We start from the raw sequence: 22,906 nt of genomic DNA, 5'->3' as shown, positions 1-22,906 counted from the left end.
CTAGTACGCCTCGTCACCCCTCAGCTCTCCGCGGAGCAGATACTTGAGAATTTTGCCCGAGGCGTTGTGCGGCAGTTCAGACCGGACCTCGACTGACCGCGGCACCTTGTAGTTGGCGAGTCGGCTCCGGCAGAATTCGGTCACCTCCGCCGTGCTGAGTGCGTGACCCGGGTGGCAGACCAGGTAGGCCTTGCCGACTTCACCGAGCCGTGGGTCGGGCACGCCGATCACCGCGGACTCGGCCACGCCTGGAAGCTGGGCAAGCGTGCGCTCGACCTCGGCCGGGTACACATTGAAGCCACCGCAGACGTACATGTCCTTGAGTCGGTCGGTGATGGTCAGGTAGCCCCGCTCGTCGAGGCGCCCGATATCGCCGGTGTGCAGCCACCCCTCGGCGTCGATCGCCGCCGCGGTGGCGGTCGGGTCGTCGAGGTAGCCGAGCATGGTGTTCGGCCCGCGCAGCAACACCTCACCGCCCGGGTCAGCGATGCGGATCTCACATCCGGCTGCTGCTCGTCCGCAGGTCTGCGCCACGGTCTGCGCGTCATCGCCCGGTCGGCACATCGTGGCGACCACCGCCTCGGTCAGTCCGTACGCGGTAAGTACGTCCGCGCCAAGCTCCTTGCGGATCTGATCGACGAGGGCCGGTGGCACGGTGGCCGCTCCGGTCACGGCCAAGCGCAGGCTCGACAAGTCGAATCGCCGGGCGTCGGGATGACCGAGCAGGCTGGTGTAGAGGGTGGGTGGCCCGGGTAGGACGGTGATCCGTTGGTCCGCGATCAGAGCCATCGCCTGGGGTACGTCGAAGACCGCCTGCGGCACGATGGCGGTGCCGCTGACCACACAGGCGAGGATGCCGGCCTTCAGGCCGAAGCTGTGAAAGAAGGGGTTGATCACGAGGTAGCGGTCGTCGGGGGTCAGCCGGGCGATGTCGGCCCAGGCGGTAGCCACGTCTATCGACTGCCGGTGCGCGCTCATCACGCCCTTGCTGCGCCCGGTGGTACCCGAGGTGAACAGGATGTCGCTCAGGTCGTTGGGGTTGACCGCGGCGGCGCGGGCGTTGGCCACCGGTTCGGGTACCGAGGCCCCGCCGGCTACGAACTCGTCCCAGCCGGAGGGCACTCGCACGACCAGGCGGGGGAGCTGCTTGCCTTCCGCCGTGGCGGCGGCCTGTAGCGTGGCGAGCCGATCGGTGCCGAGGAACGGGTCCACCACGACAAGGCCACTGGCGCGGCTTCGATGGGTCACGTCGAGTGCCTCGATCCCGGTGAAGCGGGTGTTGACCGGTACCAGGGTGAGGCCCGCGTAGCTCGCGCCGAGTGCGGCCAGCACCCACTGTGCCGAGTTCGGTGCCCAGAGCGCGAGCCGGTCGCCCGGGCGAAGCCCGCCGGCGATCAGTGCCTGTGCCACGCGCCGCACCTCGGCGAGGAGCTCCGCGTAGCTCAGCTGCGTGACGCCGGGCTCCACCAGGGCCGGTGCCGAGCTGAACTCCTGCGCCGCGCGGTGGAGGGCCGCTGGGATGGACGGCATCATCGGGACCTCCCGGCATGATTGGTTGGCCAAGCAAGTGCTTGGTAAGCGTACGTGGGGGTGGGGGGCGGCGCTAGTGGACGGTGATGCGGCAGACGGCATGCCCCCGGGGTCTTTCCCTGCGGGAAAAGGAGCAGTAGATTAGAACAAGTTTCACCTAATGGAAGGGTGTGCTGATGCGGCAGAAGATCGGCGCGGCTCTCTTCGGTCTGGGGCTACTCTGCGTCGCTGTGGCCGTGGGTCTGGTGTGGCTGATCGTGCCAGCGCTCAAGCAGGTGCCCTACGACGTGACACCGCCGGATATCGTGGTGGTCGCGCCGTCAGCCACCTTCGTCAGTGCTCGGACGCTGCCCGACGGCGACCCGGCGGTGACCGTCGAAACGGGCACTCTGCGTTCGGCAACAGGTATCAAACCCGACAACGAGGCTGCCGCAGAGCTCGCCGGAAGCCTCGCTGGTGAAACTCTGATCTGGAACGTGTATCAAGCTACCGACTGGGTAGATCGCGACCTGCCGGTCAACCGGGCCGAGAGCCGCATCGCCCTCGACCGGGTGTCCGGTGCCGCAGTCGAGTGGGACGGTCAGTGCTACCACGACATGGAGGCCGTGGAGTCGGGCACCACCGGGTGTGAGGCGGGGAGCATTGCGTACGCCGGGCAGCTGTACCTGTTCCCCTTCGATACGAAAAGGCAGACGTACCAGTACTTCGATGGCATCCTGCGGCAGTCGTTGCCGATGCTGTACCAGGGTGAGGAAGAGATCGCCGGCCTGGAGACGTACCGGTTCGAGCAGACCGTCCCCCAGCGGGAGCTCGACATGGACGAGGAGACGCTGACCCAACTGCTCGGCTTCCTGGCGCCGGAGGCGACGACCGCGACGATGACCTACCGGGCGTCTCGCACGCTCTGGGTGGAGCCGATGACCGGTGGCATTCTGGGCTACCGCGAGCAGCAGCGCCAGGAGCTGGTGCCGGACGTCGGGCCGCCGGTGGTCATCTTCGACGCCACCTTCCAGTACGACGACGCCACCGCCGACGCGGTAGTCGAACAGGCCAGCGACGGTCGGGCGCAGCTGCTCCTGCTCGGCCGCTACCTGCCGACCGGAATGCTGGTGGTGGGGGTCCTCGTGGCCGTTGCCGGCCTCATGCTCGTGTTCGTGCGCCGGGCTGTGGCACCTCGGTCAGCGGAGGACGCCACTGGTACGGCCTCCTGATAGTCCCTTGTTGGGTTGGGGCGAGTTGGTAGCAGAGGGGGCAGAACCCGAGCCAGGTCGCGAGTAGGTGCTGCAGTTCGTCTACCGCCAGCATTCGGGCAGGACACCAGAAGTGCCGGACAGCTCACCGACATGCCGGTCCCCGCCGCCGTGGGTGTGGTAGCCGGGCTCGCCGGCGGGCCGGACGTGGGGCCTCGAGGGTCGCACAGCACGGCGGCCGGTATTGCTGTGTGTCGGGGACCTTTGACGTCGCTCGCCGTTCATCGACGGACCAGCGCGATCTGCTCGGCGGGCGGCGCCCGCGTGTGACTGTGTGGCTTCTCGACCCGGCCGCGTTCCGGATGACCGCCTAACCCCCGATACATGGCTAAAAGCACCAAAAATAACTTTTGTGGTTTACATTCACCTTAGGTCGTAGTTGATGACGTAGGGCAGGGGGATCATCATGGTCAGCCGTCGGCACCTGTTGATGGCGGGAGCCGCAGGGGGAGCGGCCGTCATGCTGTCTCCGCCGGCCTCCAACGCCGTGTCACTGCCACTGGAGCGGCCGCTGTTAACTCCCGACGTCATCGAGAAGTACCGGACGGACCTGCTGGTCCCGGAGGTCATGCCGCCGGTCCGCCGGCACGGACGGGACCGGTGCGACGAGTACGTGATCGGGATACGGCAGTTCTCGCAGCAGATCCTGCCGCCGGATCTTCCCCGGACCGCGGTGTGGGGGTTCGGCTCCGCCACCCGCCGTGGCACGTTCCAGTTCCCGGGGTTCACCATCGAGGCCCGAGTCGACCGGCCCGTGCAGGTTACCTGGATCAACCAACTCGTTGACCGGCACGATCGGTTCCTGCCTCCGCTGTTGCCCGTCGATCCGACGTTGCACTGGGCCAACCCGCCTGGAGGGATAGCCGGGCGGGACTCCACTCCCACCTTCACGCGGACCCCAGGCCCGTACCTCGGCCCGGTGCCGGTCGTGGTGCACCTGCACGGGGGACATACCCGGGCGGAGAGTGACGGCTATCCGGAGGCATGGTTCCTGCCAGCGGCGAAGGACATTCCGGCTGGCTACGCGACGGTCGGCAGCTTCTACGACCGCTATCGGGCGTCGTTCGCCGAGCAGTTCGGGATCCAGTGGCGGCCTGGAACCGCGACGAGCCGCTACGACAACGATCAGCGGGCGGCCACCGAGTGGTACCACGATCACGCGTTGGGGATGACCCGTCAGGCGGTCTACTCCGGCCTGGCCGGCTTCTACTTGCTACGTGGCGGAGAGTTCGACCTGCCACCCGGTGTCCTACCCGGCCCTGCCCCCGGCTTGGGTGACCCCCCGGGCACCCGCTACTACGAGATCCCGATCGTCATCCAGGACCGGACCTTCCACCGGGACGGTTCACTGTTTTATCCCAGTAGCCGGGCCTTCAGTGACACGTGCGCGAATCCCGCGAACTACATTCCAAACGGCGACGTTCCACCGATCTGGGTTCCCGACTTCTTCGCCGACACTATCGTCGCCAATGGTCGGACCTGGCCGCGCCTCGAGGTCGAACGGCGGCGGTACCGACTGCGTTTGCTCAACGGCTGCAACGCGCGCACCCTGATCCTGAAGATCGCAGCCAACCCCACCGCCACACGTCCCGCCGTCCCCGCCCTGCCGATCTGGTTGATCGGCACCGACGGTGGCTTCCTTCCCCAGCCCCAGCCACTCGACGAGGTCATCCTTGGCGGCGCCCAACGCGTCGATGTCATCCTCGACTTCACCGATGTGCCCGCCGGTACTGACCTGTACCTGATCAACGAGGGCCCGGACGGACCCTTCCTCGGTGGTGTGCCGGGAGTCGATTTCGCACCCGCCGACGTCAACACCACAGGTCAGGTCATGAAGCTGGCTGTCGTTCCTCGTACCGAGCCAGACAGAAGCGTCCCACCAGACCAGCTCCGCCTACCCCAGTTCGTTCCCCTCGGCCCGGCGACCAACACCCGCCGCCTCTCCCTTGACGAACGGATTTCCACCACTGGTTGCGGCCCTGTCGCCATCCTGCTCGGCACCGTCGATCCGGACGGCACCGCGGTACCGCTGACGTGGAGCGACCCGGTCACCGAGAATGTCGCACTCAACGCCACGGAGCTGTGGGAGCTGGACAACCGTACGGACCATGCCCACCCGATCCACGTTCACGAGGTCGAATTTCAGATCATCGGCCGAGGACCAGATGGCAACACACCACCATCGACGCAGCAACACGGCTACCATGACACCGTCCTCGCTCTACCCGGCGAGATCACTCGAATCAAAGCCTTCTTTGACCTGCCAGGCCGATATATCTGGCACTGTCACATCCTGGAGCACGAAGACAACGAGATGATGCGGCCGATCAACATCGGCCCCGCGACGGACCCAACCCGCACCGAGACCACAGCTACGCCAACCAGCGAGAGTTGGCATCCAAGCGAGTCACCCGAGGACAAGAGCGACCGGCGATAGGCGAAGGCGGCCCAACACCGAGGATCAGCCGGGCGCCGTCAACGACGCCACCGGCGTGCGGAGCGGGCCGTACGCCGACCGGTAGCTGTGTCGGCCGATCGCCGGCAGCAGAAGGTTCCGCAGCCACGCAGGCTTGGCGGCTGCCCGGGAGAGCTGGTCGGTCGCTGCCTGCACATGGGCGACCCGTCCACGCCGACGCCGATCCCACTCGCCACCGACTGTTTGCCAGTCCCGGCTGGCAAGGAGTTCGGCCAGCACCAGTGCGTCCTCTACGGCGAGCGAGGCACCCTGCGCCCAGACCGGCGCGGTGGCGTGCGCGGCGTCGCCGATCAGGACCACCCGGCCTTGGTGCCACCGGGGGATGCGCACCTCCTCGATTGGGGAGTGGTACATCAAATCTGGACGGAGGAGTGCTTCGGCGACTGCCGTCTGTACCGGCTCGGGGAACCCGGCGAAGGCCGCCGAAAGCCAGCTGGGGTCGGACCCGATCGGGCCACCCCTGGTAGCGGAGGCGAAGCCGTACACCTCGCCGTCGCCAGCTGGAAGCAGCAGGACCGTGCCGCTGTCGCCGGTCCACACCGTCCAGCAGGTGATGCCGGGGTCGGGTGCCATGAACCGCCAACTCGCCGCGGACAGTAGCGCAGCTCCGAGCCGTTCGTCGCCGAACAGGGACGGGCGAACCGCCGAGTGGACCCCGTCGGCCCCGACCACGAAGCCGTACCGGTCGGTGCTGCCGTCGGAGAACGTCACCTCGGCACCGTCGGCCGTCACGCGGACCGCGCTCACCGCTACCCCGTACCGTACCGACCCCGAGGGCAGGTCATGTTCCAGTAGTTCGTGAAGGTCCCGACGACGTATGCACCGGGGCTGGTGCTCCCCGCCCCAGAACTCGTCCTCGGCGACGGAGAAGAGTAGCCGCCCCCGCTGGGTGCGGTACTCACGTCTCGACACCGGCACGCCGACGTCACGCAGACCGTCGCCGACGCCGAGTGCCGCGAGGGCCTGCACGCCATTGCCCGGAACATTGATGGCCAGCCCCGCCTCCAGCCGGGTTGGCCGTTGCTCCACCGCCGTCGCTGGGATTCCGTGGCGCCGCAACGCACGGACCGTCGACAGACCCGCGATCCCGGCACCGGCCACCAAAACTCTGTCGGTCATGCGGGACACCTTAGGTGCCCGTCTGGCTCGTCGGCAGGTCGTCGGCTCTGACACCGTCGGGACGGCTGGGCGGGTACCACCTGGTCACGTGGCGGATTCACGAACTCGCACGTCAACGACCGGAACCGACTCTTGGCACCCCTACCGGGCTCACGGTGCTCGCGCATCAGCGCACTCGGCCGCAATGCTAACCGAAACGATTGTCATAATCAGTGGACCTACGACCTGGGAGCCAAGCTATGGACGATCCGTACGCACAGTCAGCCGAGTACATAGACCTCCTCATCGCCGACGCCTGGGGGCTCTTCGCTCCCGGACTCTCCGAGGCTCTGCACGGCCTCGGCGACGAACCCGGCGTCACGGTGGACCTGGGCGCCGGTACGGGGCGTGGCGTCGCGGTGATCTGCGCCAGCCTGCCTGACAGCTCGCCGGTGCTGGCCGTGGAGCCCTCGCCCGCACTCCGCGCGGTGCTCCTCGCCCGAGCGCACGAGGACGCATCCCTGAGGTCGCGCGTTACGGTGTCGCCGGCCGACGCGATGAGCGTGCCAATGCCCGAGCAGGTGCGGGTGCTGGTGGCGATGAACATGATCGGGCACTTGTCGCCGGACGACCGGCGGGAACTCTGGCAGCGCGTCGCCCCGCGCCTGGTCCGTGGGGGTCGCGTGGTCGTCAACCTCGCGCCGCCGGCGCGTCCGGTCGCGATCCCGAGAACCCGAATGGCCAGCCGCACCGTGGGTGGCCTGACCTACGAGGGCTGGGCGAGCGCCGAGGCTGTCGGCGAACACCAGATCAGGTGGCACATGACCTACCTGACCCGATCGCCGGAGGGGGCGGCGGTGGCGGAGGTGGCCGTGAACTACGACTGGTGGGTCATGGACGAGGGGGAGTTGCGCGCGGAGTTCGCGGAACATGGGTTGACCATGCGGCAGATCGGACACCCCGACGCCGGCCTCTACGTCGCGAGTCACGTGCAGGGCTGATCTCCCTCAAACTTGAAATGAGAATCATTGTCAACTAGGGTCTCCGGTGCGCGCGCCGCCGTCCTCCCAGCGGCGCGCTTCACAGTGCCGTCGCAGCCACGGAGACCGGATGAACCTGCCCCTGATGCCCGAAGCGGTCCTCGACGACGTACTAGACTGCATCGCCGAGGTCCTCGGCATGGACCCAGAGCTGATCGATGTGCAAGCGTCACTCACCGCCCTGGGCCTGGAGTCGTTCACCGCCGTACGGCTCCGACGGCGGATTCGGGAACGCACCGGACAGGACCTTCCCCTGACCGCGTTCCTCGGCAACGCCACCGCGACGCACCTTGCCCGGCACCTGTCGGACGCCCCGGAAGAGCCAGCCGGCGGCGGTGAATCCGGCGGGCAGCGCACCGACAGGCAGCCGGGCAACCGGGCGACCTTCCCCTTGACACCGGTTCAGGAGTCCTACCTTGTCGGGCGGGAGTCAGGCCTGGTTCTCGGCGGGGTGGCCACCTACTACTACTACGAGTACGACCGGATCAGCGACGACGCCGCCACCGACCTCCAGCGCCTCGAAGTCGCCTGGAACCAACTGGTCGACCACCATCCGATGCTACGGATGGTGGTCGACCCGTACGGTCGAGGGGAGATTCTGCCCACGGCCGGTCCGTACCGCATCGGACTAACCGACCTGCGCGAGGCCGGGCCCGCACAGGTGGGCGAGACCCTGGCCGCGATCCGACACGACCGATCTCACCAGGTACGCCCAACCGCACAGTGGCCGTTGTTCGACCTCCACGCGGCGTTCCTGCCGGACGGCCGCACCCGCCTCTACGTCGGCTTCGACGTGCTGATCACCGACATGGCCGGCTGGATGCTGCTGATGCGTCAGTGGGGACAACTCGTCGCCAACCCGACGACATCCCTGCCAGAACCTCCCGCCGAATTCGCTGACCTGCTGTATGACCGGGATGCTGATCCGGAGTGGACCCAACGGCGAGAGCGGGACCGCGACTACTGGGCAGCCCGGGTCGCCGAGCTTCCGCCAGCGCCACGTCTACCGGTGACCCGTGCTGCTGACTCCACCGAGCCTCCACGTTTCGCTCGGCACGCCGGCCAACTCGACGCGGAGGCATGGCGGACGCTCCGCGCCCGGTGCACGGAGCACGGGGTGACACCGACGGCCGCGTTGCTCGCCGCGTTCGCGGTGATCCTCGCACGGTGGGGCGCGGGCGACCAGGTCTGCCTGAACACCACGCTCTTCGAGCGTCCAGAGAAGCCCGAGGGTGTCGACCTGGTGGTCGGCGACTTCACCACCACCGCGTTGGTGGGTACCCCGAGATACGACCCGACCTCGTGGAGTGGATTCGCTGGCTACGCGTCGGATCTCAATCGCCGTTTCTGGGAGGACCTGGACCACCGGTCGGTCTCCGGGGTGGACGTGCTGCGGCAGCTCGGCGGCAACTTCGGCGTTCCGCCCTACCCGGTCGTCTTCACCAGTGGGGTGGGACTCGCCGGTGCCGAGACCGCCGCCCCGGCGAGTTGGCTCGGCGCGGAGGTCTTCGGCGTTTCGCAGACCCCTCAGGTCCTGCTCGACCACATCGTGTGGGACGAGGGCGGCGTGCTCCGGATCGCATGGGACGGTGTCGTCGATGCCTTCCCCGACGGCTACCTGCGTAACATGCTCGACGCGTACGTCCGGTTGTTGCATCGCCTCACCGAGGCCACCGCGTGGAAGGATCCAAGGCTCGCCTGGGACCCCTTCGTCCTGCCGGCAGAGCCGTTGGACGTCGACGCGTTCCCCGATGCCGGTCCGCTGTTGCACGACCCGGTGACCCGTGCCGCCCGCCGTCTGCCGGAGAAGCCTGCCCTGTACGTGAGGGGCTCCGCCACCTCGCACGGTCAGTTGGCCGAGGGCGTCGCGGCGACCGCTGGCGCTCTTGCCGCGGCCGGTGTCGGTACCGGTGATCTGGTAGCGGTTGCGTGTGAGAAAGGGCTGGCCCAGATCGTCGCGGTCCTGGCCGTCAACGCCGTCGGTGCGGGCTACCTGCCGGTCGAGCCGTCCTGGCCGGATGCCCGGGTAGCCACGATCTGCGGCCGCGCCGGAGTACGGCACGCCTTGGTCGGCCGGGGGGTGCAAACCGGGTGGCCCGAGGACGTGTCGACGTACCGCCTGACCGCGGCCGGCCGGCCCAGCGGCCGAACACAAGAGACTGCTGACGAACGAACCCCGCCGCCATCGCGACCCGCCCCGGACGCCACCGCGTACGTCATCTTCACTTCTGGCTCCACCGGCCAACCGAAGGGTGTGGAGATCCAGCACCACGCCGCCCGCACCACCATCGACGATATCGTCGACCGCTTCGGCATCCACGCCGATGACCGGGTGCTGGCACTGTCCGCGCTCAGCTTCGACCTCTCCGTCTTCGACATCTACGGCGTTCTCGGCGCGGGCGGGGCGCTGGTGCTGCCCGATCCGGCCCGTCAGCGCGACCCGCAGCACTGGCTGGAACTGGCCGAGCGGCATCGCGTCACGGTGTGGAACACCGCCCCCGCGCTGTTGGAGATGCTCGTCGAGTATGCCGAGATCGAGCCGGAGGTCGCGACCCGGGCGTTGCGCTCTCTCCGGCTGGTGATGCTTTCCGGCGACTGGATCCCGTTGACCCTGCCCGAACGGTTGCGTCGGCTCGCCCCACAAGCGCAGGTGATGAGTCTGGGCGGTGCGACCGAGGCGTCCATCTGGTCGATCACCTACCCGGTGGCGGACGTCGACCCGGGGTGGCGCAGCATCCCCTACGGCCGGGCGTTGCGGGCCCAGTCCTTCCACATTCTCGAACCGGACGGCCGGCCGTGCCCGGTTGGTGAGCCGGGAGAGCTGTTCATCGGCGGCGGTGGGCTCGCCCGGGGATACATTGGCGATCCAGAGCAGACGGCACATCGCTTTGCGCCACACCCGTTGCTGGATGAGCGGCTGTACCGCACCGGAGACCTGGGGCGTTGGCGGACCGATGGGAACATCGAGTTCCTGGGACGGGCCGACCGACAGGTGAAAATTCGCGGACACCGGATCGAACTCGGCGAGATCGAGGCCACGCTCGGTCGGCATCCGGCCCTGCGGCAGTGTGTCGTGGCCGCGGTGCCCGGTTCCGACGAACGCCCTCGCCTGGCCGCGTACGTCGTGCCCAGGGCGGGACACGTCGTCCCGGCCACCGACGAGTTGGCCGGGGCGCTGCGCGAACGGCTACCCGACTACATGGTGCCCAGCAAGTTCCTCGTGCTGGACTCGCTGCCGGTCACCCCGAACGGCAAGATCGACCATGCGGCACTGCCGAACCCGTACCAGGTGGCGAACGGCGGCGTGCCGGCATGCCAACCGACGCTTTCACCGCCCGCGTCGCCGGTGGACCCTTCGGTCACGTCCGCCCCGCACGTCGTCGACTGGGCCGGTACGGCGGTGGCCGAGGCCGAGGCACTCGGCCTCGAGGTCGCACTCGTCGTACGCCCGGGACGTATGTCACCGGCGCAGGCCCTCGTCGCGGCGACGCGCTGGCTCGACCGGGTCCGCCCGGAAGGCGAGACCGCACTGGTCGAGCGGATCCCCGTTGACGGCCTCATCGAGCTCACTCGGCGGACCACCGGCTTACCGCGGGTCGACGCCCTTCCCCCGGCCCCGCAGGGCACACCGGTCGCCGAACCGACAGCACTCTCGCCGGGCCGGACCTCAGTGGAGGGTGCAGGTCAACCGGTCGCTGGGGGTACGGGGGACCCGGCCACCATCGACGCGGTCAGCGCGGTCCTCGCCGACCTGACGGGGGAGCCGGTTCGGGCGGACAGCACGTTCGCCGGGCTGGGCGTGACCTCGCTCACGCTGGTGCTGACGCACCGCAGACTGCGGGAGAGCGTCGCGCCCCACCTCGCGCTCGCGGACATGTTCGGCCATGCCACGGTGGCCTCCCTCGCCGCGCACATCACTGCCCTGGCCACTCCGAAAGAGATCCGAGTACCGGAGCCGAAGGCCGCCCCGGCGCCGTCGGCCCGACGCTCGTCCCGGCTGGCCGCCCGTACCCGGGCGCAGGAGGTGGACCGATGAACACGGTCGAGAGCCCCGACTCGTCGCTGATCGCCGTCACCGCACTGGACTGCCGGTTTCCCGGCGCCCCCGACACCGAAGCGTTCTGGGACCTGCTGCTCTCCGAGCGCCACGGCCTCACCCGGCACACCCTCGACGAACTTACCGAGCGCGGGGTGCCCCCGCGGTTGCGCGAGCACCCCGCGTACGTCCCGGTCGGCGGCGTCATCGACGACCAGGACCGGTTCGACCCTGAGCCGTTTGGTCTCACGGATACCGAGGCCGCGCTCATGGATCCGCAGCAACGGCTGTTCCTGGAAGCGTGCTGGCGTGCGCTCGAAGCCGCCGGGCACGGAAACGGGATCGGGGCCGGAGCCGTCGGGGTCTTCGCCGGGGCGGCGCACAGCGACTACTTGATGCGCAACCTGGCCCACCGGTACACCTCGGCCGCCAGCGATCCGGTCGGGAGCCTCCAGACGGCGATGGCGACCGTCGGGGACTACCTTCCGCTTCAGGTGGCACACCGTCTCGGGCTGACAGGGCCGGCGATCGCCGTCAACACCACCTGCTCCACCTCACTGGTCGCCGTGCATCTGGCGGCCCAGTCGTTGCTGGCCGGCGAGTGTGACACCGCGCTGGCCGGGGGCGCGTCACTGATCGTGCCCCAGGGTCTTGGGTACCTGTACGTCCCGGACGGGATCTTCTCCATCGATGGTCTGGTACGTGCATTCTCCGCCGACGGCACCGGAATCGTGCACTCCCAGGGCGTCGGCGTCGCGGTCCTGCGTCGACTCGCCGACGCCCGCGCCGACGGCGACCCGGTGCTGGCGGTGCTGCATGGCTCGGCGGTCAACAACGACGGCGCGGACAAGACCGGCTTCACCGCACCGTCCCCACGTGGCCAGGCGCGGGTGATCACCGAGGCGTTGGCCGTGGCCGGCGTGGAGGCGCGACAGATCAGCTACGTCGAGGCGCACGGCACCGCCACCCGCCTCGGCGACGTTGTGGAGATCAGCGCGCTGCGCCGCGTATTCGGTTCCGCGGGTCCGGCCTGGTGCGCCCTGGGTTCAGTGAAGAGCAACATCGGGCACGCCAACTCGGCCGCCGGCATCGCCGGTTTCGCCAAGACCGTGCTCGCGCTGCACCACGGGGTTCTTCCAGCCACCCTCGACGCCGAACCGCTCAACCCGGAGCTTCACCTGGACGACTCCCCGTTCACCGTCGCACGACGGACTGCCGACTGGCCCGGGACGCGGTACGCGGGCGTGAGCTCGTTCGGCATCGGAGGTACGAACTGTCACATCGTGCTCGGCAGCGCACCGGCCGTGTCGACACCCGAACCCGACCCGCGTCCCCAGCTGGTGCTGCTCTCCGCCACCAGCGACGCCGCCCTGGCCGAGAGTGTCACCGACGTTGCCGACACGGTCCACACCACGACGGTGGCGCCGGCCGACCTCGCGTACACCCTGCACAGCGGACGACCGATCAGGCGGCACCGCGTCGCGGCGGTCGTCACCGGTGACCGTGTCGGCGACAGCGTTGCCCTGCGCACCGCCGTGCGCCGCGCGGCGGGCGCGAGTATGCCCAAGGTCGTTTTCGTGTTCCCCGGCGCCGGCACCCAGTATCCCGGCATGGGCCGTGGGCTCATGGCCGACGAGCCGGAGTTCGCCGACACCGTACGGGAATGCGGGGCTCTGTTCGACGAACCCGGCCGGCCGCGGCTGACCGAGTTGATCGAGGCCGACCGCGCCGACCCGGCCGCGCTGCGGCTCGCCCGCGACCCGGCGTACGGCCTGCCGGCGCTGTTCACCGTGTCCCTGGCCACCGCCCGCGTGCTCATCCGGTGGGGCATCCGACCGGACGTCGTGGTGGGGCACAGCCTGGGCGAGTACGTCGCGGCGGTGGTGGCCGGCGCGCTGTCGGTAGCGGATGCGGCGGCCCTGGTGCGGGTCCGGTCCCGAGGGATGTCACGGACCGCCGGGCAGGGCGCGATGCTCGTTGTTGCCCTGTCCGAGACAGAAGTCGTGACGCTGCTGACCGACCATCCCGACGTGGATCTGGCGGCGGTTAACGCGCCCACCTCGTGCCTGGTCTCCGGAGCCGAGGAAGCGGTGGCCGTGCTGGAGGCACGGCTGGTCGCGAAGGGTGTCCAAACCACGCGACTACGGCTGGACGCCGGTGCCCACTCGCGACTCGTCGACCCCGTTCTGCCCGAGCTCCGGGCGGCGGCCTCGGACGTGGACGCCCGGACGCCGCTGGTGCCACTGGCCAGCACCCTCACCGGTGGCTTCCTCACCTCCGCGCCCGCCGCCGGCCACTGGGCACCGCACCTGCGGTCCGTGGTGCGCTTCTCCGACGCGCTGACCACCGCCATCGGTGACGGCCCGGCCGTGGTCGTGCAGACCGGACCCGGCAGCGGCCTGCTGCAACTCGCCCGCCAACACCCGGCGGTGCAACTGGCGGCGACCATCGCCACCTTCCCCGAGCCAGACGAGCCCGGTGACGAACGGGCCACGCTGCTGGCCGCCACCGGTGACCTTTGGACGTGGGGTGTGGGAATCAGCGCCGAGGCCCTGCACCGGTCCGGCCGGCGGCGGGTGATGCTGCCCGGCCATCCCTTCGATCGGCGGCGACTGTGGATTGATCCGCCCGAACCGGAGGCGGTACCGACCGCAGACGCCCCGGACGAGAACGAGCCCTTCCAGGTGCCGGTCTGGCTACGTGTACCGATGCCGGACGACTCGGCCGCCATTACCGGCCGTTGGCTGCTGGATGGGCCCGAGGGCGACCCTCTGGTCGAGGCGATACGTATGTACCTGGGCGCCGCTGGTGCCCAGGTGATCGACCGCGCCGAGGTCGCTGCCGACGCGACGATCCCGTGCGCCGGTGTGGTCGTCCTTGACCTCGCCCCCGATGGCGACGACCCGGCAGCGCGGGTGACCGGGGCGGTCCTACGCCACGCCGAACTGGCCCGCCTCACCGCCACCTGGGCACACGACAGTTGCCTGCTGCATGTCACCCGGGCAGCCCAGCAGGTCGAGAGCTCCGACCGACCGAACCCGGCCAGCGCCGCCGGCACGGCCGTACCCCGCGTCCTGGCGCAGGAGTTCCCCGGGCTGCGGTGGCGCACCGTCGATCTGCCGGTGGTGGGTCCGCCGGACGAGCTGGCCTGCCGGGTCGCTGAGGAGGCGGTGGACCTGGTGACCGGCGACCTGACTGGAGCGGAGGTGGCGCTACGCGGCCGGCACCGCTGGCTGCGTACCGTGAACCCGTGGCGGCCCCGTTCGGAGGGGCCGACGGATCGGATGGACGCGGGTACCGCCCTGCTCATTGGTGGGTTGGGCGACGTCGGTCTGACCATGGCCGAACATCTGGCCGAGCGGGGTTGGCAGGTCGTTGTCACTGGCCGTACCGGCCTTCCGCTCAACGCGGCACCGGACAGCCCGGCAGCCGCCCGGCTCGAGGCAGTCCGGCGACTGACCGACCGCGGCCTTCCGGTGGAGGTACGCGCGGTCGACGCCGGAGACCCCGAGGCTACTGGTGCCCTGCTGCGCGACATCGTCGATCGTTTCGGCCGGGTGGACCTCGTGGTCCACGGTGCGGGAGTGGTCGCCTCGACGGCGGTCTCTCCCCTGCGAGCGGTCGATCCCGAAGCGGCGCGTGGCCACGCGCGGGCCAAGGTGTCGGCGGCCGTCGCCCTGCGGCGGGCTCTCGTGGAACTGCCCGAGGAGGCCCGTCCCCACACCGTAATGCTGATGTCGTCGGCGACGACCCTGGTGGGCGGCCTGGGACTGGCTCCGTACGCTGCGGCGAACCGCTACCTGGATGCGTTGGCGGAGCACCAGGGCACGGCGGGTGGCACGGTCTGGCTCAGCGTGGCCTGGGACGGCTGGCGGGTCGGCCCGGGCGGCACCGAGCGGGCCGTCGCCTCTCGGCACTCGATCGGGCGGCGGGACGGCATGCGGGCGCTGGACCGGTTGCGCGCCCTGACCAGCCGGGGGCGGGCCCCCGCGCTGGTCGCGGTCTCCCCCGCCGAGCTACGCCCCCGACTGTCCGGCGAGGCGGTCGACGCCCGGCGGCAGGTCGCGTCCGGGATGCGAAACGGCGTGGCCGAGAACGGTGCCCGTGGGGACGCGGAGGCGACCCTCGCCAAGGTCTGGTCAGAGCTGCTCGGTTTCGACGTGTCCGACCGGGACGCCGACTTCTTCGCCCTCGGGGGGCACTCACTGCTCGCCACCCGGATGCTGGCTCGGCTCCGGGACGAGCACGGTGTCCAACTGCGCTTGCAGGATCTCTTGGCACGACCGACCGTCGCATCACTGGCGGCGCTCCTGCCGACGGCCGACGAGTCCGACCCGACGGGCGACACCGGCCCGTCCGCCGGCACGGCATCTCCGGCCGGCCCGGAGTTCGCGGAGGCCGGACCGAACGGGGACGGGCCACGGGAGTTTCCGCTGACTCGGGTACAGCACGCGTACTGGGTAGGCGGCTCAGGTGGCTACCGGCTCGGTGACGTGCCCTGTTCGTTCCACCTGGAACACGACTGTCCCGGGCTGGACGTGGCCCGATACGAGGACGCGTGGAACGCCGTGATCGCCCGGCACCCGATGCTTCGCGCGATCATCACTCCCGAGGGCCGCAACCGAATCCTCGACCGGGTGCCCCGGTACCGCATCCGGGTCCGGGACCTCTCCGCGCTCGACGAACCCGTCCGGCTGGAGAAGCTCGCCCGGATCAGGGCGGAGATGGTGGGGCGGGAACCCCGTCCGGGCCGTTGGCCGCTGGTCGACATCCGCGCCGCCCGGCTGCCTGGCGGGATCGTACGCCTCTTCGTCAACGTCGATGTGCTCGTCTGCGACACCGCCAGCTTCCTGCTCTGGGATCGCGAGCTGCGCGCCCTGTACGAGGATCCACACGTCGAGCTGCCACGGGTGGGCACGACCTTCGCCGCGTGCGTCGCCGCACTGGAACGGCGGGCGCACAGCCCGGAACGCGAACGCGCGGCGCGCTACTGGCGCGACCGGCTTGAACGCCTGCCCGGGGCCCCCGCGCTGCCGGTCCGTCCGGCACAACCGGGGATCCGGCCCCGGTTCGTGCGGCGTACCGCACGGTTGGAGCCGGCGCAGTGGCAGGCGCTCCGAGCGGAGGCCGCTCGGCGGAGCCTCACTCCGACCGCCGTGCTGCTCGCGGCATACGGGGACGCGCTGGCGGTCTGGTCCAGGCAGGGACGGTTCGCCATCACGCTGACCCTGTTCGACCGTCCACCCGTGCATCCGGACGTCAACCTCGTCGTCGGGGACTTCACGTCGTTGCTGCTGCACGAGGTCGACCGGTCCCGCCCCGGGACGTTCGCCGACGACGCGGGCGAAGCGCAGCGGACCCTCTTCCGTGACCTGGACCACCGCGAGTTCTCGGCGCTGGAAGCGCTGGCGGAGAAGTCCGCGCGTAGCGGCGTCACCGAGTCCGTACCCGTGGTGTTCACCAGTGCGCTGGGGCTGACCGATCCGCTCGGCGGCGAGCACGACCTGGACTGGATGGGCAAACCTGTCTACGGCATCAGCAGCACGCCGCAGACCTGGCTTGACCATCAGGTGATCGAGCAGCACGGTGCCCTGCTTCTGCAGTGGGACGTGTTGGAGAACGTCCTGCCGGCCGACGAGGCGGACGAGGCGTTCTCCGGCTACGTCGATCGGGTGCGTCGACTGGCCGGTGAGGCCGAGGAGTGGGATGCCCCCAGGCCGGCAGGGCCATCCGCGGCCGGCCAGTCGGCCCCGACCGGTCCACCGCCCGGTGAACCAGCAAGCTCGGGCGAGACCGCGCTGCTGCTACGCGGCGGCACCGCCGAGCCCCCGCTGTTTCTGATTCACCCGTCTGGTGGTGATGTGCTCTGCTATGGCGAACTCGTCGGGCTGCTGACCGACGACCGCCCGGTGGTCGGGCTCACCGACCCGGCCCTCACCGGAGGCGTCGAGCCCGCGGACATCCCGGCCCTGGCCGGGCACTACCTGGACGCGGTGCGCCAGTACCAGCCGCACGGCCCGTACCTGCTCGGTGGCTGGTCGATGGGGGGCACGTTGGCCCACGAGATGGCCTGCCTGCTTGAACGGCGCGGTGAGAGCACCGCGCTGCTATTCATGATCGATTCGAACACGCCGGACCGGATCAGGACGCTGCATGGCCAGGGTGCTCCGCAGAACATCGCCGCGGTGCGCTACCTGCACTCGCTGGCGGCGTTCCTCGACCTGGACCTCGGGTTCGGCCCGACCGAGGAAGCCGAGCTTCACGGCCGTACCGGCGACGAGATCCGTCGGGCCGTCACACAGCGGCTGCGCGACGTCGGCCTGTTGAGCCAGCGGGACACCGCCGACCTTCGGCTGCGGGTGTTCGAGCGGCACCTGCGGATGCTCGGAGAGCACCAGGCGGGCCACCTGAGCGATCCGGCGACCCGGCTGCTCCTCGTCCGGGCCGCGCTGCCGTCGCCCCGCAACAGCGGTGTGGGCATGGGCGTGGACGACGCGCCTGACCTGCCCGGCCTCGGTTGGGACGGCCACGTACACGGCCCGATACGCGAGGTGGCCGTCGAAGGGCACCACTACTCGCTGCTCACCGGGGGCGCCGTCACGACGATCGCCAAACACCTCAACGAGACCCTCGCGGCGCTGCCGCATCCGCTCCGACAAACAACCGATTACTCCTAACCAACGGAAGAAACTGATGCTTACCCCTGTCAGATCCCGCCCACTCCGGCGGGGGCTGCTACCCCTCGTCACCGTCGCCCTGCTGCTGGCCGGTTGTGGCGCCGACACCACGACCGGTAGTTCCGTCGACGAGCCCGGCACGCCGGTCGACGGCGGCACCCTGCGCTACGTCGTACCGGGTTCGCCGGCGACCGCGAGCAACGATCCGCACGGCGGACTCGGCAACGAATCCGACCTCATGCGGTTCGCGCTGACCTACGACGTGCTCACCGTGCCCGGCACCGACGGGACGCCGCAACCGCGGCTGGCCCAAACGTGGGAGGCGAACCAGAGCCTGGACCGCTGGACTTTTCATCTGCGCGAGGACGCCACCTTCACCGACGGCCAGCCGGTACTCGCCAAGGACGTGCTCTACTCCCTGACCCGGATAGCGGACAAGGCCGCGGAGAACTACGGCCGACTGGCCGACTTCGACATGGCAGCCGCCAGCGCACCCGACGACCACACGGTGATCCTGGCGACCCGTACGCCGATGGCCGAAGCGCCGAAGGCGCTGGAGTCGATCAGCTTTGTCGTTCCCGAGGGCAGCACGGACTTCGCCGAGCCGGTACGCGGTTCGGGGCCGTTTCGGGTGACCGAGACCGACGCCCAAACCGCCGTACTTCTGCGTAACGACGACTGGTGGGGCGAGCGACCGCACCTGGACCGGATCGAGATCCGGGCGGTCGCCGACCCGCAGGCCCGTGCGGCCGCCGTCACCTCCGGGCAGGCGGACGTAGCCGGTAGCGTCAGCCCGGCGGCCGTCAAGGCCGCCGAGGCCGGCGGTGATGTGCAGGTCGTCCGCCGCAAGGGTGTCACCGAGTACCCGATCATCATGCGGCTGGACTCGGCACCGTTCGATGACCCGCGAGTACGGGAGGCGCTCCGGCTCGCGACCGATCGACAGGCACTCGTCGACACGGTGTTCCTCGGATACGGTCAGATCGCCAACGATCTACCCACCCCGTACGACCCGTCGTACCCGCAGGGTCTGACGCAGCGCACCCAGGACCTTGACCGGGCCAGGGAACTGCTCGAGCAGGCCGGGCACGCGGACGGGCTGGCGTTGACCCTGCACACCACGACGTCGTACCCCGGCATGGACACCGCGGCCACCCTGTGGGCCCGGCAACTCGCCGACGTCGGCGTACAGGTCGACGTGAAGGTGGAGCCGGCGGACACCTACTGGACCGCCATCTACGCCAAGAAGGACTTCTACGTCGGATACTACGGCGGCATTTCCTTCCCCGACCTGGTACGCGTCGGCCTGCTTGCCGCATCGCCGACCAACGAGACCGCCTGGCGCAACGCGTCGTTCGACGCCGAGTTCAATGCCGCCATGGGCATCCTGGACCCGACCGAGCGCAACGCCCGACTGGCCGGCATCCAGCAGGACCTCTGGCGCGACGGAGGGTACGTGGTGTGGGGCGTCGGAGATGGGTTGGATCTGACCGCCCCCGGTGTGCGCGCTCTGCCCGACGGTCCCGGCTTCCAGCGGATGTTCATCGAACGCGCCTGGAAGACGAGGTGACCGCACGCCGCCTCACCCGGACAGTGCTGCTGGTACTGGCGGCCACCGTGGTGGTCTTTGCCGCTACCGAGGCGTTGCCGGGTGACGCGGCGTCCATTCGGGAAGCTGGCCGGGCCTCGCCAGAGCAGGTCGCGCAGGCGCGCGGACAGCTCGGCCTGGACCAACCGGTGGTGATGCGGTACCTGCGGTGGCTGGGCGGGCTGCTCCAGGGAGACCTGGGCACGTCGCTGAGTAGCGGCCGTCCGGTGAGCGACCTGCTCGGCCAACGTCTACCCGCGACCGCCAGCCTGGTGGCCGTCGCGCTCGGAACAACAATGCTGCTCACCGCGGCCGGCCTCATCGTCACGCAGCTGCGTCGGGGCCGGGGCGGAATGCTCGCCGCCGGTCTCGCCGCGGTACCCCAGGCCGTCTACGCGGCGGCGCTGGGCGCCCTGCTGTCCGCGACGTTGGGGTGGCTTCCGGCCGTCTCCCTGCTGCCACCGGGCGGCAGCCCGTGGCAGGATCCGCAGACACTCGTCCTGCCGGCGCTGACCCTGGCGCTGCCATCGGCCGCGTACGCCTGCACACTGTTGCGCGGCGTGCTGACCGATACCCTGCGCCGGCCGCATGTCATCGACGCATACCGCCGCGGCCTGCCGTCGGTACTGGTGCTGCCCCGGCACGTTCTGCCGTTCCTGGTTGTGCCGGCGTTGCAGGTCCTCGCGTTGACCGCCGGCTGGCTCGCCGCCGGAACCGCCCTGGTGGAGACGGTCTACGGGTATCCCGGCCTCGGCGGGCTGCTCGTGTCGGCGGTGGCGGTGCGGGATGTACCGGTGGTACAGGGCGCCGCCCTGGTTCCCGTCGTGACCGTGCTGCTCGGGATGCTGCTCGCCGATCTCGCAGCCGTGGCGGTGCACCGAACCGGCCGTCCCACCGCCGGGCGGCCGGCTCAGCCGGCGGAGCGTACGTCGTGACGCAGATCCGCTGGAGCGCTGCCGCGCCGGTCGCGGCGCTGGTCGTGTTCACGTTGGCCCTGCTGGGCCGGTACCTCGCTCCGAACGACCCGGAACAGCCGGTGGCCGTGCCCTGGTCCACGCCGACGACAGGGCTGCCGCTAGGTGCCGACGCGTTGGGCCGCGATGTGCTGTCCCGGGTGCTTGCCGGCGGTGCGAACCTGATCGGGGTCGCCCTCATCGCCGCGGCGACGGCCCTCCTGATCGGAGTGGCGCTCGGGCTGGTAGCGGGCTGGTGGCCGATCAGGGCGGGACGGGCGGTGCAGTGGCTCGGCGATCTGTTGCTGGCGGTGCCCGCCCTGATCCTCGCCCTGGTACTGGCGGTGGCGCTACCGGGAGCCACGGCGGTGGTGGTCGCCTCCGTGCTCAGCGGCACGCCGCTCACCGCCCGGGTCGTGGCCGCGCAGTGTGCCACCGTCCGGGACAGTGGCTACCTTCATGCCGCCGTTGAACGCGGGGAACACGGGCTGGTCATTCTGGTGCGGGAACTCCTGCCCGCGTTGCGCGGTCTGGTGGCGGCCGACGCAGGTCTGCGACTGATCACGGCGCTGCAACTGGCCACCACACTCGCGGTCCTCGGGTTCGGTCCACAGCCGCCGGATCCCGACTGGGCGCTGATGCTCAGCGAGAACCTGCCCGGCGTGGCGCTTAATCCCGCCGCCCTGCTGGCACCCGCCGTGCCGTTGGCGCTGTGCGCGTTGCTCTGTGCCGCCATGGCACGCATCGCCACACGTGAGCCGGAAGGGATGGCGTGAGACAGCGCGTCGAACACCCGACGGAATCCGCTACGGCCGACGCGGAGCCCTTGGTCGTGACGAGACTGTCGGTGCGTCGGGTTGGCGACGGTCAGCTCGTGCTGCCGGCCACGGACCTCCAGATCGGTGCCGGTGAGGTGGTTGCGGTCGTCGGGGCTTCCGGGGCAGGTAAGAGCAGCCTGCTGCACGCCCTCATGGGCAGCCTGCCGACGGGTCTGCGCCGCGAGGGGACGGTGCGTTGGCGCGGCCGGCCGATCCCGGAGGGCCGGGCGGCTCGCCGCTGGCGGCGGGTGCACTGCGGGTACGTGGGGCAGGATCCGATCCTCGCGCTGAACCCGCTCTGGTCGGTCGCGCGTCTGGTGGGCGAGCAGTTGAGCGGTTCGCGACGGGACCGGGCACGGCGTGTCCGCGAGGTTTGTGACCTGCTCGGTCTGCCAGCCGAACTTGCCAACCGGCGGGGTGGCGAACTCTCCGGCGGCCAGGCCCAACGGGTCGCCCTGGCCCGCGCCCTGGCCGCGGAGCCGGACGTTTTGCTGCTCGACGAGCCGACCTCGGCCCTGGACGGTGCGACCCGGGGGATGATTGTCGAGGCGGTACGGGCACGGCAGGACGGCGGCACCCTGCTCGTGACCCACGACCCGTTCCTCGTCTCCGCCGCTGACCGAGTGGTGGACCTGACGTTGCCCTGCACCGTGACGTCGCCACCGGCGCTTGGCCCGGCCGCCGCACCCCCGGCACCTGGACACCGCGCCATGCCTCTGCTCACCGTGCAAGGGCTGCGGGTGACCCGACCGGACGGCGCCCTGTTGGTAGACGACGTGCACCTGGACCTGGCCCACGGCTCGTGGACCGCGGTTCTCGGTCCATCCGGCAGCGGCAAGTCGAGTTTGCTGTACGCGATCGTTGGTCGCCGTCCAGGCCAACACGGCCGACTGTTGCTGCGCGGGCATCCACTGTCGGCCGACGTGCGGCAGCGTGACCGCGAGCAGCGACGCACCGTCCAACTCGTCGGTCAGCACCCGGCGGGGGAACTCAATCCGGCGCACCGCGTCGGGGCCGCCGTAGCCCGTCCGCTGGCGGTGCTGCACGGCCTGGACCGCCGCGACCGGGCCAGGGAAGCGCTGCGTCTGCTTGGCTCGGTCGGGCTTTCGGCCGAGATCGCGCGCCGACGTCCGCACGCTCTCTCCGGGGGTCAACGCCAACGGGTCGCGCTGGCCCGGGCCCTGGCCGCGCGGCCAGAGGTGCTGCTGCTCGACGAGCCAACCTCGGCGCTCGATCGAGCCTCCGGTGCCGTGGTGCTCGACCTGCTCGACCGGCTGCGGGCCGATGGTCTGGCGATCCTGACGATCACCCACGACCCCACCGTCGCGGCCCGCGCCGACCGGGTCCTGCATGTCCACCACCGGCGGCTCGTCGAGGGCCGCACCGATGGTCCCCTGCCCCATACCGACAACAGAACGGAGGAATCCGGTGCCCGTTGAC

11 protein-coding genes are annotated in these 22,906 nt (G+C 70.1%); 9 read left to right on the top strand and 2 right to left on the bottom strand.

What is annotated here, in order from left to right:
* Complete coding sequence (locus tag STROP_RS13385) at positions 1 to 1,533, bottom strand: FadD3 family acyl-CoA ligase (protein WP_012013885.1); 1,533 nt, start codon at positions 1,531 to 1,533, stop codon at positions 1 to 3.
* Positions 1,534 to 1,706: 173 nt separating this feature from the next.
* On the opposite strand from STROP_RS13385, the gene pgfA reads away from it, so the two are divergent.
* Positions 1,707 to 2,741 (top strand): cell envelope lipid trafficking protein PgfA, encoded by a 1,035-nt coding sequence (gene pgfA / locus STROP_RS13380; RefSeq protein ID WP_012013884.1) that lies wholly within the window; start codon positions 1,707 to 1,709, stop codon positions 2,739 to 2,741.
* Positions 2,742 to 3,186: 445 nt separating this feature from the next.
* The gene (locus STROP_RS13375) at positions 3,187 to 5,217 is read left to right on the top strand and encodes a multicopper oxidase family protein (RefSeq protein WP_012013883.1); all 2,031 of its coding nucleotides are present in this window, start codon (positions 3,187 to 3,189) and stop codon (positions 5,215 to 5,217) included.
* A gap of 24 nt (positions 5,218 to 5,241) precedes the next feature.
* On the opposite strand, the gene STROP_RS13370 is transcribed toward STROP_RS13375, so the two are convergent.
* A complete protein-coding gene (locus tag STROP_RS13370) occupies positions 5,242 to 6,375 on the bottom strand; it encodes an FAD-dependent monooxygenase (protein ID WP_012013882.1) in 1,134 nt (377 codons plus the stop codon).
* Between the two features lie 239 nt (positions 6,376 to 6,614).
* Here STROP_RS13370 and STROP_RS13365 point away from each other — a divergent pair, with 239 nt between their 5' ends.
* The 7 genes from STROP_RS13365 to STROP_RS13335 all read left to right on the top strand — a co-directional run bounded on the left by STROP_RS13365 (position 6,615) and on the right by STROP_RS13335 (position 22,905).
* A complete protein-coding gene (locus tag STROP_RS13365; protein WP_012013881.1) occupies positions 6,615 to 7,355 on the top strand; it encodes a class I SAM-dependent methyltransferase in 741 nt (246 codons plus the stop codon).
* 109 nt (positions 7,356 to 7,464) lie between these two features.
* Entirely contained in the window at positions 7,465 to 11,430 is a 3,966-nt protein-coding gene (locus tag STROP_RS13360; protein WP_012013880.1) for a non-ribosomal peptide synthetase, read from the top strand.
* The gene (locus STROP_RS13355; protein WP_012013879.1) at positions 11,427 to 18,107 is read left to right on the top strand and encodes a type I polyketide synthase; all 6,681 of its coding nucleotides are present in this window, start codon (positions 11,427 to 11,429) and stop codon (positions 18,105 to 18,107) included. The genes STROP_RS13360 and STROP_RS13355 overlap by 4 nt, the downstream gene beginning before the upstream one ends.
* Before the next feature lie 16 nt (positions 18,108 to 18,123).
* Positions 18,124 to 19,677, top strand: a complete 1,554-nt coding sequence (locus tag STROP_RS13350) for an ABC transporter substrate-binding protein (protein WP_012013878.1) — start codon at positions 18,124 to 18,126, stop codon at positions 19,675 to 19,677.
* Positions 19,674 to 20,630 (top strand): ABC transporter permease, encoded by a 957-nt coding sequence (locus STROP_RS13345; protein WP_012013877.1) that lies wholly within the window; start codon positions 19,674 to 19,676, stop codon positions 20,628 to 20,630. The genes STROP_RS13350 and STROP_RS13345 overlap by 4 nt, the downstream gene beginning before the upstream one ends.
* The gene (locus STROP_RS13340; RefSeq protein WP_012013876.1) at positions 20,627 to 21,424 is read left to right on the top strand and encodes an ABC transporter permease; all 798 of its coding nucleotides are present in this window, start codon (positions 20,627 to 20,629) and stop codon (positions 21,422 to 21,424) included. Before STROP_RS13345 ends, STROP_RS13340 begins: the two co-directional genes overlap by 4 nt.
* Complete coding sequence (locus STROP_RS13335; RefSeq protein ID WP_012013875.1) at positions 21,421 to 22,905, top strand: ABC transporter ATP-binding protein; 1,485 nt, start codon at positions 21,421 to 21,423, stop codon at positions 22,903 to 22,905. The genes STROP_RS13340 and STROP_RS13335 overlap by 4 nt, the downstream gene beginning before the upstream one ends.
* Position 22,906 lies beyond the last annotated feature (1 nt).

The organism is Salinispora tropica CNB-440 (genome assembly GCF_000016425.1).
Lineage (GTDB): Bacteria > Actinomycetota > Actinomycetes > Mycobacteriales > Micromonosporaceae > Micromonospora > Micromonospora tropica.
The sequence above is the reverse complement of the archived record's forward strand: the minus strand, read 5'-3'. Positions and strand labels throughout refer to the sequence as shown.

Coding starts and splice junctions, on each gene's coding strand:
- STROP_RS13355 (WP_012013879.1), top strand. CDS start 11,427: ATGAACACGGTCGAGAGCCCCGACTCGTCGCTGATCGCCGTCACCGCA.
- STROP_RS13360 (WP_012013880.1), top strand. CDS start 7,465: ATGAACCTGCCCCTGATGCCCGAAGCGGTCCTCGACGACGTACTAGAC.
- STROP_RS13370 (WP_012013882.1), bottom strand. CDS start 6,375: ATGACCGACAGAGTTTTGGTGGCCGGTGCCGGGATCGCGGGTCTGTCG.
- STROP_RS13365 (WP_012013881.1), top strand. CDS start 6,615: ATGGACGATCCGTACGCACAGTCAGCCGAGTACATAGACCTCCTCATC.
- STROP_RS13375 (WP_012013883.1), top strand. CDS start 3,187: ATGGTCAGCCGTCGGCACCTGTTGATGGCGGGAGCCGCAGGGGGAGCG.
- STROP_RS13350 (WP_012013878.1), top strand. CDS start 18,124: ATGCTTACCCCTGTCAGATCCCGCCCACTCCGGCGGGGGCTGCTACCC.
- STROP_RS13385 (WP_012013885.1), bottom strand. CDS start 1,533: ATGATGCCGTCCATCCCAGCGGCCCTCCACCGCGCGGCGCAGGAGTTC.
- pgfA (WP_012013884.1), top strand. CDS start 1,707: ATGCGGCAGAAGATCGGCGCGGCTCTCTTCGGTCTGGGGCTACTCTGC.